General features: G+C 56.5%; 12 protein-coding genes and 1 riboswitch. Of the genes, 10 read left to right on the forward strand and 2 right to left on the reverse strand.

The window, feature by feature from the left end:
- Positions 1-21 precede the first annotated feature (21 nt).
- Complete coding sequence (locus VQ830_RS03410) at positions 22-1,812, reverse strand: chloride channel protein (RefSeq protein WP_337266673.1); 1,791 nt, start codon at positions 1,810-1,812, stop codon at positions 22-24.
- A 207-nt stretch (positions 1,813-2,019) separates the two neighbouring features.
- Positions 2,020-2,408, forward strand: a riboswitch (cobalamin riboswitch).
- Between the two features lie 107 nt (positions 2,409-2,515).
- Here VQ830_RS03410 and cobU point away from each other — a divergent pair.
- Genes cobU through cobO form a run of 4 tightly spaced genes read left to right on the forward strand, consistent with a single transcriptional unit; the run spans position 2,516 to position 8,552 of the window.
- Positions 2,516-3,037 (forward strand): bifunctional adenosylcobinamide kinase/adenosylcobinamide-phosphate guanylyltransferase, encoded by a 522-nt coding sequence (gene cobU / locus VQ830_RS03415; protein ID WP_337266674.1) that lies wholly within the window; start codon positions 2,516-2,518, stop codon positions 3,035-3,037.
- 5 nt (positions 3,038-3,042) lie between these two features.
- The gene (cobW, locus tag VQ830_RS03420) at positions 3,043-4,092 is read left to right on the forward strand and encodes a cobalamin biosynthesis protein CobW (RefSeq protein ID WP_337266675.1); all 1,050 of its coding nucleotides are present in this window, start codon (positions 3,043-3,045) and stop codon (positions 4,090-4,092) included.
- A gap of 12 nt (positions 4,093-4,104) precedes the next feature.
- Entirely contained in the window at positions 4,105-7,923 is a 3,819-nt protein-coding gene (cobN, locus tag VQ830_RS03425) for a cobaltochelatase subunit CobN (RefSeq protein WP_337266676.1), read from the forward strand.
- Positions 7,924-7,925: 2 nt separating this feature from the next.
- Positions 7,926-8,552, forward strand: a complete 627-nt coding sequence (cobO, locus tag VQ830_RS03430; RefSeq protein ID WP_337266677.1) for a cob(I)yrinic acid a,c-diamide adenosyltransferase — start codon at positions 7,926-7,928, stop codon at positions 8,550-8,552.
- Positions 8,553-8,581: 29 nt separating this feature from the next.
- Here cobO and VQ830_RS03435 read toward each other — a convergent pair whose 3' ends face one another.
- Positions 8,582-9,373 (reverse strand): TSUP family transporter, encoded by a 792-nt coding sequence (locus VQ830_RS03435; RefSeq protein WP_337266678.1) that lies wholly within the window; start codon positions 9,371-9,373, stop codon positions 8,582-8,584.
- A 108-nt stretch (positions 9,374-9,481) separates the two neighbouring features.
- On the opposite strand from VQ830_RS03435, the gene VQ830_RS03440 reads away from it, so the two are divergent.
- The 6 genes from VQ830_RS03440 to cbiB all read left to right on the forward strand — a co-directional run bounded on the left by VQ830_RS03440 (position 9,482) and on the right by cbiB (position 15,244).
- Entirely contained in the window at positions 9,482-9,904 is a 423-nt protein-coding gene (locus VQ830_RS03440) for a cobalamin biosynthesis protein (RefSeq protein ID WP_337266679.1), read from the forward strand.
- A gap of 74 nt (positions 9,905-9,978) precedes the next feature.
- Complete coding sequence (locus tag VQ830_RS03445) at positions 9,979-10,932, forward strand: nucleoside hydrolase (protein ID WP_337266680.1); 954 nt, start codon at positions 9,979-9,981, stop codon at positions 10,930-10,932.
- 187 nt (positions 10,933-11,119) lie between these two features.
- Positions 11,120-11,959: a uroporphyrinogen-III C-methyltransferase gene (gene cobA / locus VQ830_RS03450; RefSeq protein WP_337266681.1), complete on the forward strand. Its 840-nt coding sequence runs from the start codon at positions 11,120-11,122 to the stop codon at positions 11,957-11,959.
- Positions 11,956-13,263, forward strand: coding sequence for a cobyrinic acid a,c-diamide synthase CobB (locus tag VQ830_RS03455; RefSeq protein ID WP_337266682.1), 1,308 nt, complete (start codon positions 11,956-11,958; stop codon positions 13,261-13,263). Before cobA ends, VQ830_RS03455 begins: the two co-directional genes overlap by 4 nt.
- Positions 13,260-14,261, forward strand: a complete 1,002-nt coding sequence (cobD, locus tag VQ830_RS03460; RefSeq protein WP_337266683.1) for a threonine-phosphate decarboxylase CobD — start codon at positions 13,260-13,262, stop codon at positions 14,259-14,261. Before VQ830_RS03455 ends, cobD begins: the two co-directional genes overlap by 4 nt.
- Positions 14,261-15,244: an adenosylcobinamide-phosphate synthase CbiB gene (cbiB, locus tag VQ830_RS03465; protein ID WP_337266684.1), complete on the forward strand. Its 984-nt coding sequence runs from the start codon at positions 14,261-14,263 to the stop codon at positions 15,242-15,244. The genes cobD and cbiB overlap by 1 nt, the downstream gene beginning before the upstream one ends.
- Positions 15,245-15,302 lie beyond the last annotated feature (58 nt).

The following is a 15,302-nucleotide window of genomic DNA, read 5'->3' on the forward strand; positions in this document are numbered from 1 at the left end:
ACGCGCCGCCTTCCAAGGGCATCAAAGCTCGCCGGAAATCTCCCGGCGGCGGCGATCGAGTTCTTCCGTATAACGCCGAAGCGTATGGCTTTCGCTCAACTGACCGACGACCTTTCGTTCAATCAGATTGTTCAACACTGCGAGCGCTTCGCTCTCCGTCTTATCGAAGATCGCCGCAGCCTGCTTTGCGTTCATCTGAGGTGTTAGAAAATCGTTCTTGTAGCGAATGAACTCGCTCAGAGAGCGTTTCGTATCGTCGGTTTCCACCATGTTGGCATAGATTTCTGGGACGAGAACAATCCCGGCATATTTATCAGAATCGTCAACGAGGACGACCCGCTGTGCAGAGCCGATCGGAAAGGCCTCTTTGAAGTCCTGAAGGTTCATCTTGATATTTCCCTTCTTGACGTCCGATCGCATCAGCCTGCCTACCGTGAGGTTACGGATCCAGCCGACGTCATGGGCGCTGCGGATGCTCTCTCCGCGGAGATGGAAGCGCCATGTTGCGAAGGAGTAGCCGAAAGTACCACGAACGACGAGAGACGAGGTTATGACAGAGGCTAGAACCAAGGCAGTAATTGGAAAGTCACCCGTGACCTCAAGGGCCAGAAAGGTCATCGTCATCGGACCGCCAATGATAGCAACGGCGAGCGAACTCATCCCAACGACTGCGTAAACTACGGGCGTCAGGGTTGCATAAGCGAAGTACGGTGCGCCGTACGCAAAGGCCTTGCCAAGCAAAGCCCCCATGAAAAGCGAAGCGAAAAACAAACCGCCACGAAAGCCAGAGCCGATGGAAATGGCAGATGCGAGCGCTTTCATGAAAAACAGTGCGAGGAGAGCCGCCAGCCCAACCTCATGAGCCAGATTGATATGAAGAGCGCCATGGCCGGCGGACATGATCTGTGGCGTGATCAGAGCGAGGAGCCCGATGGCAAGTCCGCCGATTGCCGGACGAAAAGGCTGCGAGATCGAACTCCGACGTGCTAATTCTTCCACCAGCGAGACGCCCTGCATGATCAGAATGCCGACACCGGCGCAGATGGCTCCGAGCACAATGGCAGGGATGTAATCGGGTGGGGCAACCGACCCAAACCCGCCGATATCAATTATGAAGTCGCTTCCGGACAAAAGGTTGGATACCAGTGTCGAAACCAGCGCTGCAACGACGACGGGGGTCAGCGCGGTAATGGTATAGGTACCAATAATCAGTTCGAAGGCGTAAAAGGCGCCTGTGAGCGGTGCACTAAAGGCTGACGCGATGGCGCCTGCTGCCCCGCATCCCACCAGGATCCTGAGATCGGCGCGTCGCAGCTGCAATTTAATACCGAACTTAGAAGCGATTCCGGCAGCAAGCTGTGTATAGCCGGCTTCGAGGCCGACAGATGCGCCAAAGCCGTTCGAGAGCAGATTTTGCACGACCACCAGGATACTGTCCGTCAAGGACAATCGCCCGCCGTGGAGCGCATTTGCCTCGATAGGGTCGACCATCAGCCTCTTTCTCGTCTTGCTCAATATGTAGAGCAAAATGCCAAGGATGATCCCGCCTGCAACGGGTGCCAACATGAGCACGAGTTTGTTGTCAATGTAAGATGAACTCAGTCTTGCATCGTCATCGATGCCAAAGATGAGTTGATGCATCTCACTTGACGCAAGGCTCATCCCCGTTACCACAAGGCCAGAGGTGACGCCAATAAACGCTCCCGCCATGACCATACCGATTTCGGTACGCCTCAGAAGGAGGCGCAGTCGGGTTGGATCGACGGCCGTGCGAAGAGAGCCGAAACGGCTCATGTCTAACCTGAAGAACATCGTTACAGACTTAGCGGAGTGGCGAGATGGTCAAGGACTTCGTTTCTTAAAGCTCCGCATGATGGAAAATTGCGGCGAAAGCCAGACATCAAAAGCCGATTACCTAATTTAAGTGACTGTTATAAGACGACAATTCCTATCGAGAAAAGCTCTTTAAATTTTGGGTCCGGAACCACTGGTTGACTTCGCAGGCAGGCTTGCCTAACCATCTGATCCAGAACGGATGGTTCCGGCTGGGTGACGAGCTTGCCGGATGAAAAGGGAATGCGGAGGGGCCGACCCAATCCAGGGGCCTTTATCGCAGCCGACCCCGCGACTGTAGAGCGGCTAGGGTTTTCTCATCCGGTATTGGAGGGCGGTGTCAACCGACTGCATGGTGCAGCGGCCAACGCGCTAAGATACCGGAAAAGCCACTGGAAGAACGATCTGAATCAACCGGGGCAGGACGCCTCTCAAGTCTACGAATCGTCCGCCTTTTTCATGTCGTTGCCGGGAAGGCGAGGGAAGCCCGCCAGTATGATTGGGCCGGTCCTTCGGCTGGCCCAGTCATACTGATTGCCTCGAGCCAGGAGACCTGCCATGCGTGCCGGGCGAAGCCCTCAAACCGGGATATTGATCCTGAAGCCAGCACGGAGGTTGTCATGGCTGAACGAACGAATATTTCGTCCTGGCGTTTCGCACGTCACGACGTCGAGAGTGCGCAATGAAAGCTTCACCGGCTATCACACTGGTGCTCGGCGGCGCGCGCTCAGGAAAATCCAATTTCGCAGAACGACTGACACTCGAAAGTGGGCAGGAACCACATTATCTGGCGACAGGCCGGGCGTTCGACCAGGAAATGCAGGAGCGCATCGATCTGCATCGAAAAAAGCGCGGTCAATTATGGACAACGCACGAGGAGCCGCTCACCCTCGTCAACCAGCTTTCGAAGATCGACGGCGATGATCGTGCCATCCTCGTAGATTGCCTGACGCTTTGGATCACAAACTTGATGATGGAAGAGCGCGATGTTCCGCAGGAATTTGCGCTCCTTTGCGATCATCTTGTGAAAATGCAGGCGTCGGTCGTACTCGTTTCCAATGAAGTTGGCCTGGGCATCGTGCCCGACAACAAAATGGCACGCGACTTTCGCGATCACGCCGGCCGACTTCACCAGGCCGTCGCAGCGATTGCAGACAAGGTTTATTTTGTAGCGGCCGGTTTGCCGCTGACGATGAAAGGTTGAACGGCATGAGCCAGCAAAAAATTCCAGCCACCGTGATTACGGGTTTCCTTGGAGCTGGAAAGACGACAATGATCCGAAATCTGCTCACGAATGCCGGGGGCAAGCGGATAGCACTCATCATCAACGAGTTCGGCGACCTGGGTGTGGATGGTGACGTCCTGAAGGGGTGTGGCGCCGAAAGCTGCTCCGAAGACGATATCATCGAACTGACGAATGGCTGTATCTGTTGCACTGTCGCTGATGATTTTATCCCAACGATGACAAAGCTTCTGGAACGCGAAAAGCGCCCTGATCATATCATCATCGAAACCTCCGGGCTTGCCCTTCCTCAGCCTCTTGTCGCCGCTTTCAACTGGCCTGACATCCGCAGTGAAGTCACCGTCGATGGCGTCGTGACGGTGGTCGATAGCGCAGCCGTAGCTGCTGGCCGTTTTGCCGATGATCATGAGGCCGTCGAGTCGCGGCGGATGAACGATGACGCGCTCGATCATGAAAGCCCGATCGAAGAACTCTTTGAGGATCAGTTGACCTGCGCAGACCTGATCGTTCTCAACAAGACCGACTTGATCGACGCAAATGGTCTGACGCGGGTGCGCGAGGAAGTTAAGAGCCGTATTACGCGCAAGCCCACAATGATCGAGGCACGTCATGGTGGTGTTCCGGCGAGCGTTTTGCTGGGTCTTCACGTCGGCACGGAAGATGATCTCCAGGCCCGCAAGTCCCATCACGAGCTTGAGCACGAAGACGGAGAGCCGCACGATCACGACGAGTTCGATAGCTTCGTCGTCGAGCTTGGATCAGTCGCTGATCAGGCCGACTTCGTCGCGAAGCTGAAAGAGATTATTGCCGCGCACGATGTCCTTCGCCTAAAAGGCTTCGTTGATATCGCGGGCAAACCGATGCGCCTGCAACTCCAGGCGGTCGGCAGCCGTATCGATCATTATTTTGACCGTCCTTGGCAGTCAGGCGAAAAGCGTGCAACACGCCTCGTCGTCATCGGGCTGCACGACATGGATGAAACCGCGGTCCGGAACGCGATCGAAGCGCTCGTCTGAGCGGAGAAATAGATGCATCTTCTTCTGGCGCAAAAAGGAACCATCGCCGAAGGCGAGGAGGCTGTCGACCTCGGACAGTCGCCTGGTGATGTCCTTTTTCTTTCTGCGGCTGATACGGAACTGGCAGCGGTTGCTGCCGCTTTTGATCCGGATCAATGCGGTTTCTCTTTGCGTCTCGCAAACCTCAACAGTCTGCGCCACCCGATGTCTGTCGACACTTACGTGGAACGAACGGCGCGACATGCGAAGCTGATCGTCGTTCGCGCCCTGGGCGGGGCAAGTTATTTTCGCTACATTCTGGAAGCCCTCTTTGCCTGTGCGCAGCGCAGCGGCGCCCAGATTGCAGTCCTGCCAGGCGACTCCAAGCCGGATGCTGGCGTCGCCCCTTATTCGAGCATGGCCAGCAAGGACGTAGAAGCCTTGTGGGCCTACATGATCGAAGGCGGCGATGAAAACACCCGCGGTTTCCTAGCGTATCTCGGCTCGATCCTGAAGGATGCAGAGCGACCTACGAGTGCCGCGCCGCTGATCAAGGCCGGCATCTGGTGGCCGGGCAGGGGCATCGTCTCTTTTGAGGATTGGGACAAACTTTCACTTGCTGCAAGCGCTGCAAACAACCGCAATTGTCGTTCCGTCGCCGGTATCGCGTTTTACAGAGCACATGTTCAAAGCGGCGCAATGCGCCAGGTCGAAGCGCTCGTCGAGGCACTCCTCGCCGAGGGGCTGCTGCCTCTGCCGATCTTTGCCTATAGCCTCAAAGACAGCTCATGCGTGGACATTCTTCGTGAGGTGCTGCAGCGGGCAAAACCCACCGTCATGATCAACACAACGGCTTTTGCCATTTCGGCGCCTGGAAGGCAGTACAAGCCGACCGTGCTGGACGAGAACGACGCGGTCGTTTTGCAGGCCATCTTCTCCTCGTCCTCGCGAGAGAACTGGCACGAATCATCTCAAGGTCTGTCAGCGCGTGATCTAGGCATGCATGTTGCCTTGCCTGAGGTGGATGGACGGGTCCTGGCGCGGGCCATCTCTTTCAAGGCAGCTGCCCGCTATGACAGTCGTGTTGAAAGCAATATCGTGACCAGTGTCCCGGATCAGGGACGCATGGCCTACACCGCCAAGCTCGCGGCGGCCTGGGCAACGCTGCGTGCCAAAAAACTGGAGCAGCGGAAAATTGGCCTCATCCTCGCCAATTACCCCAATCGCGATGGCCGCCTTGGAAACGGCGTTGGTCTCGATACACCAGCCGCAGCATTTCAGGCGATGCAGGCCATGTTTCAAGCTGGTTATGCATTGAGTGGTCTGCCTGATAATCCCGGCGCACTGATCAATCAGTTGCAAGAAGGGCCTACAAATGCGGATCGCGTTGATAGGAAGATTCGCTGCCGACTACCTATTGCGACTTACCGCGAATTTATTGCCTCTCTGCCGCCCGCCATCATTGCGGAAATCGACGGCCGTTGGGGGCCTGCAGAAAAAGATCCAAATTTTCTAGATGGTGCCTTTCCGCTTTCATTTCTTCAATTCGGTAATCTGCTTGTCGGGGTTCAGCCTCCTCGTGGGTACGAGATTGATCCGAAGGAAAGTTATCATTCGCCGGACCTCGTTCCGCCGCATGCCTATCTTGCCTTTTACGCTTATCTGAGGGGCGTCTTTCAGGCTGATGCTGTGATCCACATGGGCAAGCATGGAAACCTCGAATGGTTGCCGGGAAAAGCCCTCGCTCTTTCCGAGACATGCTACCCAGAGGCCGTGCTTGGCCCAATGCCACATCTTTATCCTTTCATCGTCAATGATCCCGGGGAGGGCACACAAGCAAAACGGCGCTCTTCGGCGGTCATCATCGATCATTTGACGCCGCCTTTGACGCGCGCCGAAAGTTATGGCGCGCTCAAGAACCTAGAATCTCTGGTCGACGAATATTATGATGCCGCCGGCGGCGATCCGCGGCGCTTACGCCTTCTTCAGCGGCAGATTTTAGACTTGGTTGCCGATATCGGCCTAGACCGCGATGCTGGCATCGGCCGTGATGATAGCGAGACTGAATCGCTCCGCAAGCTCGACGCCTATTTATGCGATCTGAAGGAAATGCAGATCCGCGACGGCTTGCACATCTTCGGCGTTTCGCCCGAAGGTCGGTTGTTGACTGATCTATGTTTGGCGCTTGCTCGCGTGCCGCGGGGATCGGGAGAGGGGGCAGATGCCAGTCTGCAGCGCGCGATTGCCCAAGACGCCTTCGCAGATGCGCGAGATTGGAAAGGCGTCTTCGATCCGCTGGACTGCGACATGGCTGCGTCTTGGACGGGCCCTCGGCCGGATATCCTGGCAAAGCAATCCGAGGCGGTCTGGCGTACGGCCGGAGATACAGTCGAACGCATAGAGCTGCTGGCCGCCGAGTTGGTGGCGGGTGAGCTGGAATGCCCCGAGGGTTGGGCCAGGACGCGAGCCGTTCTCAAACGAGTTGAGGAGGAGATTAAGCCGAGCCTTGTCGCCTGCGGTCGGTCCGAAATCGAAGCGCTTCTTCGCGGATTGGATGGACGATCGGTTGCGCCTGGGCCTTCTGGTGCACCGACCCGTGGACGCCCTGACGTTCTGCCAACCGGACGAAATTTCTACTCTGTCGACAGCAGGGCAGTCCCGACCCCGGCAGCTTACGAGCTGGGCCGCAAATCGGCCGAAATGCTCATCCGCCGCTATGTTCAGGACCATGGGGAGTGGCCGGTCTCTTTCGGCCTGACAGCCTGGGGCACCGCGAATATGCGTACCGGCGGAGACGATATTGCGCAGGCGCTTGCCCTCATTGGTGCCAAGCCGGTGTGGGACATGGACTCGCGCCGCGTCACGGGATACGAAATATTGCCGGGCGCTGTGCTTGGAAGGCCAAGAGTCGATGTGACGCTGCGTATCTCCGGGTTTTTCCGTGATGCCTTCCCGGAACAGATCGCGCTTCTTGACCGGGCCATTCGCGCTGTCGGTTCGCTTGATGAGGACGACGGTGAAAACCCGATCGCAATGCGCATGCGCCTTGAGGCGGAGCGCTTACAACAAGCCGGGTTAAGTGAGGGGGAGGCCCGCAAACGCGCCGGCTACAGAATCTTTGGATCTAAACCCGGTGGTTACGGCGCAGGGCTCCAGACACTGATTGACACAGGAACTTGGAAAGATCGCTCTGAGCTGGGAGAGGCTTACCTCGTTGCCGGTTCCTATGCTTACGGAGCATCCGAAGAGGGAGTGGCTGAACGCGGCATTTTTGAAGAGCAGATTCGCTCCCTCCAAGCTGTCGTTCAAAACCAGGATAACCGCGAACACGATATTCTCGACAGCGATGAATATTATCAGTTTGAAGGCGGCATGGCCGTCGCTGCGGAGCGCCTGAAAGGAGATCGGCCAGTGATTTATCACAACGATCACTCGCGGCCGGAAAAGCCAGTGATTCGTTCTTTGGAGGAAGAGATTGGCCGTGTTGTCCGCGGGCGTGTGATCAATCCGAAATGGATCGACGGCGTTCGCCGGCATGGATACAAGGGTGCGTCCGAGATTACCGCAACGGTCGATTATCTGTTCGCCTTTGCCGCCACGACAGGCGCGGTCAGTGACCATCATTTCGAGTCGGTTTATGATGCTTTTGTGCGTGACGAAACCGTTCGCGACTTTATGCTCACCAGCAATCCCGCGGCTTTCCAGGAGATGACTGAGAGGCTATGCGAGGCGATCGATCGTGGCCTTTGGCATCCACGCAGCAACTCGGCGCGTTTTGATCTTGAAGAAGCCTCCGGCCGACAAAGCAGACGTAATGATCTCAAAAATGATCTCAAAACGGAAACAGCCTAGACATGAGCGAAGACGTAATCCCGCCGGCGGATGATGCCCGGCATGCCGAGAAAATGGCAAAAAAGAAAGCCGCTCGTGACAAGATCATGGCGACGAAGACCGAGGAGAAGGGTCTCGTCATCGTCCATACGGGCAAAGGAAAAGGCAAAACATCAGCAGCCTTCGGCATGATCTTTCGGCATATTGCGCATGGCAAACCATGTGCTGTGGTTCAGTTTATCAAGGGAGCGATGTCGACGGGGGAGCGCGATCTGATCGAGCGGCACTTTTCGGATATCTGCCAGTTCCACACCATGGGCGAGGGCTTTACCTGGGAGACGCAGGACCGAGCGCGCGACGTTGCAACGGCAAAGGCCGCCTGGGAGAAAGCGAAAGACCTGATCCGTGACGAGCGCAATTCGATGGTGCTTCTGGACGAAATCAATATTGCGCTGCGCTATGACTACATCGACCTAACAGAGGTCGTCAGCTTCCTGAAAGACGAAAAACCGTACATGACGCATGTGGTCTTAACAGGCCGTAATGCGAAGGAAGAACTGATCGAGATCGCGGACCTCGTTACCGAAATGGAACTGGTGAAGCATCCGTTCCGGTCGGGAATCAAAGGGCAACTCGGCGTGGAGTATTGAGTGATAGGAAGCCAAAAGGTGATTAATGGCTACGCAGGCCCGCGCAGGTAGATCCAGATCGGGTTTGCCGGATCCGCTAACAGTTTAATCGCAAAGGCAATACAGATTGCGACCAGCAACGGTCGGATAAGCCGCGCGCCAATGCGCATGGCAAGACGTGAGCCAACCTGAGCCCCTAAAAACTGACAGATCCCCATGATGAGGCCCAGCTTCCAAAGGATGGAGCCGGTGAACATGAAAACCAGCAATGCGCCTAGGTTCGAGCCAAAGTTTAGAAGCTTCGTGTGCGCTGTAGCCTTCAGGACGCCAAAGCCGGCAAGTGTAACAAAGGCCAGCATAAAGAAGGATCCCGTTCCGGGACCGAAGATACCGTCGTAAAAGCCGATGAGGGGAACGAAAGTCAGTCCGAAGGCAAAAGCGCTCATGCGCCGGTGACGGTCCAAGTCATCGAGGTTGGGTTTGAAGGCAAAATAGACAGCAATTGCAATCAGCAAAGCTGGCATGATTGCGCGCAGCAAGTCGCCTGGCACAAAGGTCGTCAAGGCAGCGCCGAGAGCTCCGCCAATCGCTGCCATCAGGCCCATCGGCAGCTGCGTTTTCAGGTTCACATGGCCTTGCCGCGCATAAGCAATCGTTGCGGAGGCGGAGCCGAAGATCGCTTGTACTTTGTTGGTGCCAAGCGTTTGAACGGGCGGGATACCGGCGATCAGCAGCGCGGGCACTGTGATGAGGCCGCCTCCGCCTGCGATGGAATCTACGAATCCTGCGAAAAAACCAGCAAAGGCAAGGAGCAAGAGAAGATGGGGGGCTATGTCGGCCAAGGCAGCAATCCAATAAAGAGGTACGTGCCTTCTTGCATTTCATGCAAGGTGCTGCAATGCCTGGCAAAAAATTGAAGCCAGTCCGATGGCGTCAACAAGGACCGAAGAATGGAAGTGTCAAGCGATGGACATTCGAGTTCCGCAACGCCGAAGCTCTTTATGCTTGGGGTCGGATGTGAGCGTGGTACAGGCAAAGCTGAAATGGATGAGCTCGTAGCCGAGGTCTTGAAGCGGGCAGGCGTATCGCCTCACGAGATAAAGGCCGTTGCTTCCATTGAGAAGCGTCGCTACGAACCTGCCGTCTGTTGGCTCGCCGATCGCCTCGCTCGCCCTTTATTGACCTTTTCAGCCCAACGGCTTGAGGAGGAAACGCCGCGGCTGATCCACCCCTCAGACCTCGTTTTTGCGCATGTTGGCTGTCACGGTGTGGCCGAAGCGGCAGCTCTGGCGGCTGCCGGCAAAGATGGAAAACTCGTCATCGCGAAAACAAAGTCTGCGCATGCGACGGCGGCTCTTGCCAGTACCCAGTAGTTGCGAGCATTTTTATCGGGGCTATGCTTTCCGCCGACTCGACTTTTGAAAACGCGCCTTCAAGGACAAGCTGCATGCACAAGGTAATTTACGACACGGATCCAGGCGTCGACGACGCAATGGCGCTGTTATTTCTCCATCGCCATCCGGAAATCGACCTGATCGGTATTACGACGGTCTTTGGAAATGCGGCGATTGAAACAACGACCCGTAATGCGCTTTTTCTTAAGCAGCAATGGAGCATTGCCGCGCCGGTGGCAAAGGGTGCGGGCGTTACGTTCGATCGCAAGCGTCGGGGTGCAGCATGGCCGACAATGGTGCACGGTGACAACGGCCTTGGAAATATTGCCGTGCCAGAGTTGATCGATTTACCTCTCGATGCGAGACCGGCGCATCGCTTCATCATCGACACCGTGCGCGCCAATCCGGGAGAAGTGCGCATAGTCGCTGTTGGACGTATGACAAATCTTGCCCTTGCTCTGCACGAAGCCCCTGATATCGCGAGCCTTGTAAAAGACGTCGTGATCATGGGCGGCAATTTTTATTGCCCGGGCAACGTGTCTCCCGTTGCGGAAGCCAATATTCACGGCGATCCAGAAGCGGCCGATCTCGTGATGAAGGCTCCATGGAAGGTGGTCGTGATTGGACTAGACGTCACCTCTGTGACAACGATGAGCCGCAGCGAGCTGCGTGCCTTGGCGGACAAAGGCGATGGCGCCGTTAAAATGCTCGACGAACTCTCTCAGTTCTATATCGACTTTTACGCTCACGCCGTGAAGGACGGCATGATGGTGCACGATAGCTGCGCCTGCGTCTACATTGTGGCCCCCGAGCTCTTCACCACGACTACTGGTGCTGTTCGTGTTGTTTGCGGAGGAATTGCAGACGGTCAGACTATTCTAAAGCCCGATGGCCGGCGATTCCCGCCAAATGCGGATTTCGACAATTTGTCGAGCCAGACCGTTTGCATTGGGATCCAATCTGAGAAGGTTATATCTCTGATCGGTGACACGCTGACGCAAGCCTAATTTTCGTCTATCAAAGAGGCTTAGGTTCTCAAAGATGGAGCCGAATTGCAAAAGCCTCTCTAACCTGCTCTTTGTGTCCGGACGTTCAGAACGTCTGTGAGATTTTGAGGCCGGCGGCGCTGTCGATATTTCATCGGCGTGCCACTGTCCTCTTACACTTTGAGCACCTATGAATTAGACCAGCCGCATGATCGACACGCTGCTATCCACTTTTCCGACATTAGAGCCCGGTAGTGTTTGGCTCGTCGGCGCCGGTCCCGGCGATCCTGGTTTACTGACGCTCATGGCAATGAGCGCGTTGCGGCAGGCAGATGTCATTGTGTACGACGCTCTCGTCGATGAGAACTGCCTGAAGCTTGCAGGATCGGCAGCGGAATTGATCTATGCGGGAAAGAGAGGCGGTACGCCATCACCTCTTCAACGCGATATTTCTATGCAGCTTGTCGAGTTTGCACGGGCAGGAAAACGAGTCCTTCGCCTGAAGGGAGGGGATCCCTTCGTTTTCGGGCGCGGCGGTGAAGAAGCGTTGACACTGGTTGAATATAACATTCCTTTCAGAGTGGTTCCCGGCATCACAGCGGGGATCGGCGGTCTTGCCTACGCCGGCATTCCTGTGACGCATCGCGACGTTAATCACGCCGTGACCTTTCTCACCGGCCATGATTCCTCAGGTCTGGTCCCCGATATGATCGATTGGGCTGCGATCGCGAAAGCTTCACCCGTGATTGTGATGTACATGGTGATGAAGCATCTTGATCATGTCAGCGCAGAACTTATGAAGGCAGGACGTCGATCGGACGAACCGGTTGCGATTGCCGTGAGCGCCACAACAGCAAAGCAGCAGGTTCTCGAAACGACGCTTGGCGGCGTTTCGGCTGCTGCTCGATCTGCTGGGTTGCGCCCGCCCGCCATCGTCGTTGTGGGTGAAGTCGTTCGGCTTCGTTCGTCTCTCGACTGGATGAGTGCTCTTTCCGAGCGCAGGATGCATTCCGGCGATTGGCAAGACCAGCTGAAGGAGGGCCTATGACGGGATTGATGATTGCGGCGCCATCGTCGGGCTCTGGTAAGACAACGATTACTCTGGGCTTGCTGCGAGCCTTAAAGCAGCGCGGCATTGAGCTTGCCCCCGGCAAGGCGGGGCCGGATTACATCGACCCTGCATTCCACGCTGCGGCGAGTGCAACGCCATGCTTGAACTTCGATCCCTGGGGGATGCGGCCAGAGCTGATCACTACAAACGCAGCTTTGCACCGAATGGGCGGGCGTTTGCTGGTAATCGAAGCGATGATGGGGCTGTTCGATGGAGCGACTGACGGTAGCGGCACGGCTGCTGATCTTGCTGCCCTGCTGGGCCTATCGGTTATTCTCGTGGTGGACGCGTCGCGCATGGCGCAGTCCATCGCGCCGCTCGTCAAAGGCTTCGCGGACTATCGGTCCGACATCCACATTGCTGGTGTTATCCTCAACCGCGTTTCAAGCGAGCGACATGAAGGCATGTTGCGGCGTGCGCTCGATGAAATTCACATGCCGATCGTGGCTGTCTTGCCTCCAGACCCGGCTTTGTCGCTGCCTGAACGGCATCTAGGACTTGTCCAGGCTGGAGAGCACGCTGCGTTAGAAAGCTTCATTGAAAAGGCTTCCTCCATCGTGTCGACTCGCTGTGATTTCGAATTCTTGTTAAGGGTTGCTCATCAAGGTCAGGAAAAGCCGTCAGCAGCCAATATCGTCCGCCTTCCGCCGCTGGGCGCAAACATCGCTGTCGCGCGCGATACGGCCTTCTCCTTCTGCTATGAACATATGCTGCTCGGCTGGCGACGCCGTGGCGCAACCATTTCATTCTTTTCTCCTTTGGCTGACGAGGCCCCGGCGCCGAAAGCTGACGCGATCTATCTCCCAGGCGGTTATCCTGAATTGCACGCGCCGGTACTGGCACGGACGGAGACCTTTAAAGGCGGGATGCGACGTGCTGCGGAAGCGGGAACACGCATTTACGGCGAGTGCGGCGGTTATATGGTCCTCGGCGAGGCGCTTATCGATGCAGCCGGAGAAACCCACCCAATGCTCGGTCTTCTGCCGCTAGTGACGAGCTACGAAAAGCGCAAACGTCACCTTGGGTATCGCCGCGTAAAGCCGGTCGACGAGAGTATTTTCGCGACGTCGATGACAGCGCACGAGTTTCACTATTCGACCGTTGTTTCCGAAGGAAAAGCGGATCGACTGTTTTTGGCGCGAGACGCGAGAGATAACGAGTTGGGAGCCGTTGGGCTTCGGCGCGGGCAGGTCGCCGGGTCTTACATGCATCTGCTTGATGTCGAGGTGCCATCACGATGACCGGGCGGATTATACATGGCGGTGGCATCGCGGCCGCTGCAGGCCTATATGGTGGAGAGCCGGCAGACTGGCTCGATCTTTCGACTGGTCTCAATCCCAATCCGCCCAAGCTTCCCGAAATACCGCCATCTGTTTGGCATCGTTTGCCCGACGATGATCTTGTCATGAAGGCTCGTGAAGCGGCACGAGACTACTATCGTTCAGGACCGATCTTGCCTCTTCCCGCGCCAGGAACGCAGTCACTTATTCAGTTGTTGCCGTCACTGATGAGTGACGTCAATCGGCCGGTCGCGATCGTTTCGCCGACCTACGGCGAATATGCGCGGGTTTTTCGGCATGCGGGTTTGCATGTCCACAGCGCATCGACGTTGGAAGACGTGACTGATGACTGCGCCCTTGCCGTCGTCGTCAATCCCAACAATCCAGACGGGCGCGGCGATGGCACCGAGTCGCTGGTGCGGCTTTACAACAGGTTATCTGCAACCAATGGCGTGTTGGTCGTGGATGAAGCATTTGCAGATACGGATCCCGACATCAGCCTGGCGGCACTTGCCGCGGATATGCCGCGTCTTTTGATCTTCCGATCGATTGGGAAGTTTTTTGGTTTGGCTGGGGCAAGAATAGGTTTTGCAATTGCAAGCGCTGAATGCCTCCTACGGCTTGAACGTGGCCTCGGTCCTTGGGCTGTTTCTGGGCCGGCGCTTTACCTTGCTGAGAAGCTCTTGTCCCAAGATCCGATCCCGCTGCGCAACCAGATCGAAGGGCGCAAGTCAGCTCAGTTGAAGGTCCTGGAACGGGCAAGGCTTTCAGTCATTGGCGGTACATCATTGTTTTCTCTGGTTTTGGACGAGCGAGCCGAGGAGATTCACCGTCATCTTTGCCGTCATCAGATCCTGGTACGCAAGTTCGATTACGAGCCGAATTGGCTCCGCTTTGGTCTTGCGCCGGACGAAGCTGGTGATGAGCGGCTTTTCAGGGCACTGACGGAGTTCGCTTAATGAACAACCTCGACGGACATATGCTGGTCCTGTTTTTAGCACTTCTGCTCGACCGGCTGCTTGGCGACCCGCAATGGCTATGGAGCCGCATACCTCACCCGGTCGTGCTCTTCGGAAAAGCTATCTCCATTTGCGATAAGCGCTGGAACCTGCCGTCACTCGACCGAGCCACCCGACGGGCGAGGGGACTACTGGCGATCGGCGTGCTTCTGGCCGGTAGCCTGATTACTGGATATTTGCTCAAGGCTTTTTTCTCGTTGCTCGGGCCGGCTGGTATTTTCGCCGAGACGCTGCTGGTTTGTGTCCTGCTGGCACAAAAAAGTCTTTACGATCATGTCGATGCGGTTGCGCTCGGGTTGAAGCAAGATGGATTGACGGGGGGATGCCACGCCGTGTCAATGATCGTTGGCCGCGATCCTGCTACTCTGGATGAAGCGGGAATATGCAGAGCAGCAATCGAAAGCCTTGCGGAAAACTTTTCAGATGGCGTTGTTGCCCCCGCCTTGTGGTATGTGCTTTTGGGTCTTCCGGGTATCCTTGCCTACAAGATGCTGAACACCGCCGATTCGATGATTGGCCATAAGAACGAGCGCTATATAGATTTTGGCTGGGCATCCGCGCGCTTGGACGATGTGGCTAACTGGCCTGCGGCAAGGCTTTCCATTCTCTTGATCGCCGGCGGGGCTCTGTGCCGTCTCGGACGAGATGCCGGGCGAGAGGCTGTTATGACGGCCCTGAGGGACGGCGGCTTGCATCGCTCGCCAAACTCTGGAAGACCGGAGGCTGCGATGGCGGGCGCCCTCGATTTACAACTGGCAGGGCCGCGCATTTACGGGGGATCGCTCGTGCGCGAACCGATGATCAATGCCGGCGGACGAAATGGTGCGACAGCCGGCGATATCAAACAAGCCCTTGCGGTTTTCAATGCAAGCTGCTCATTGCTCGCCGCAGTCGCGCTTGCGGTATTTGTCGCTTTTCTGTAATGAGCGGGTAACGCGCCTGCGAACAATCCGCCAGGCTGCGCCTCTAGGCTCTCCTCGC

It is taken from the genome of Oryzifoliimicrobium ureilyticum (genome assembly GCF_037199735.1).
GTDB lineage: Bacteria > Pseudomonadota > Alphaproteobacteria > Rhizobiales > Rhizobiaceae > Rhizobium > Rhizobium ureilyticus.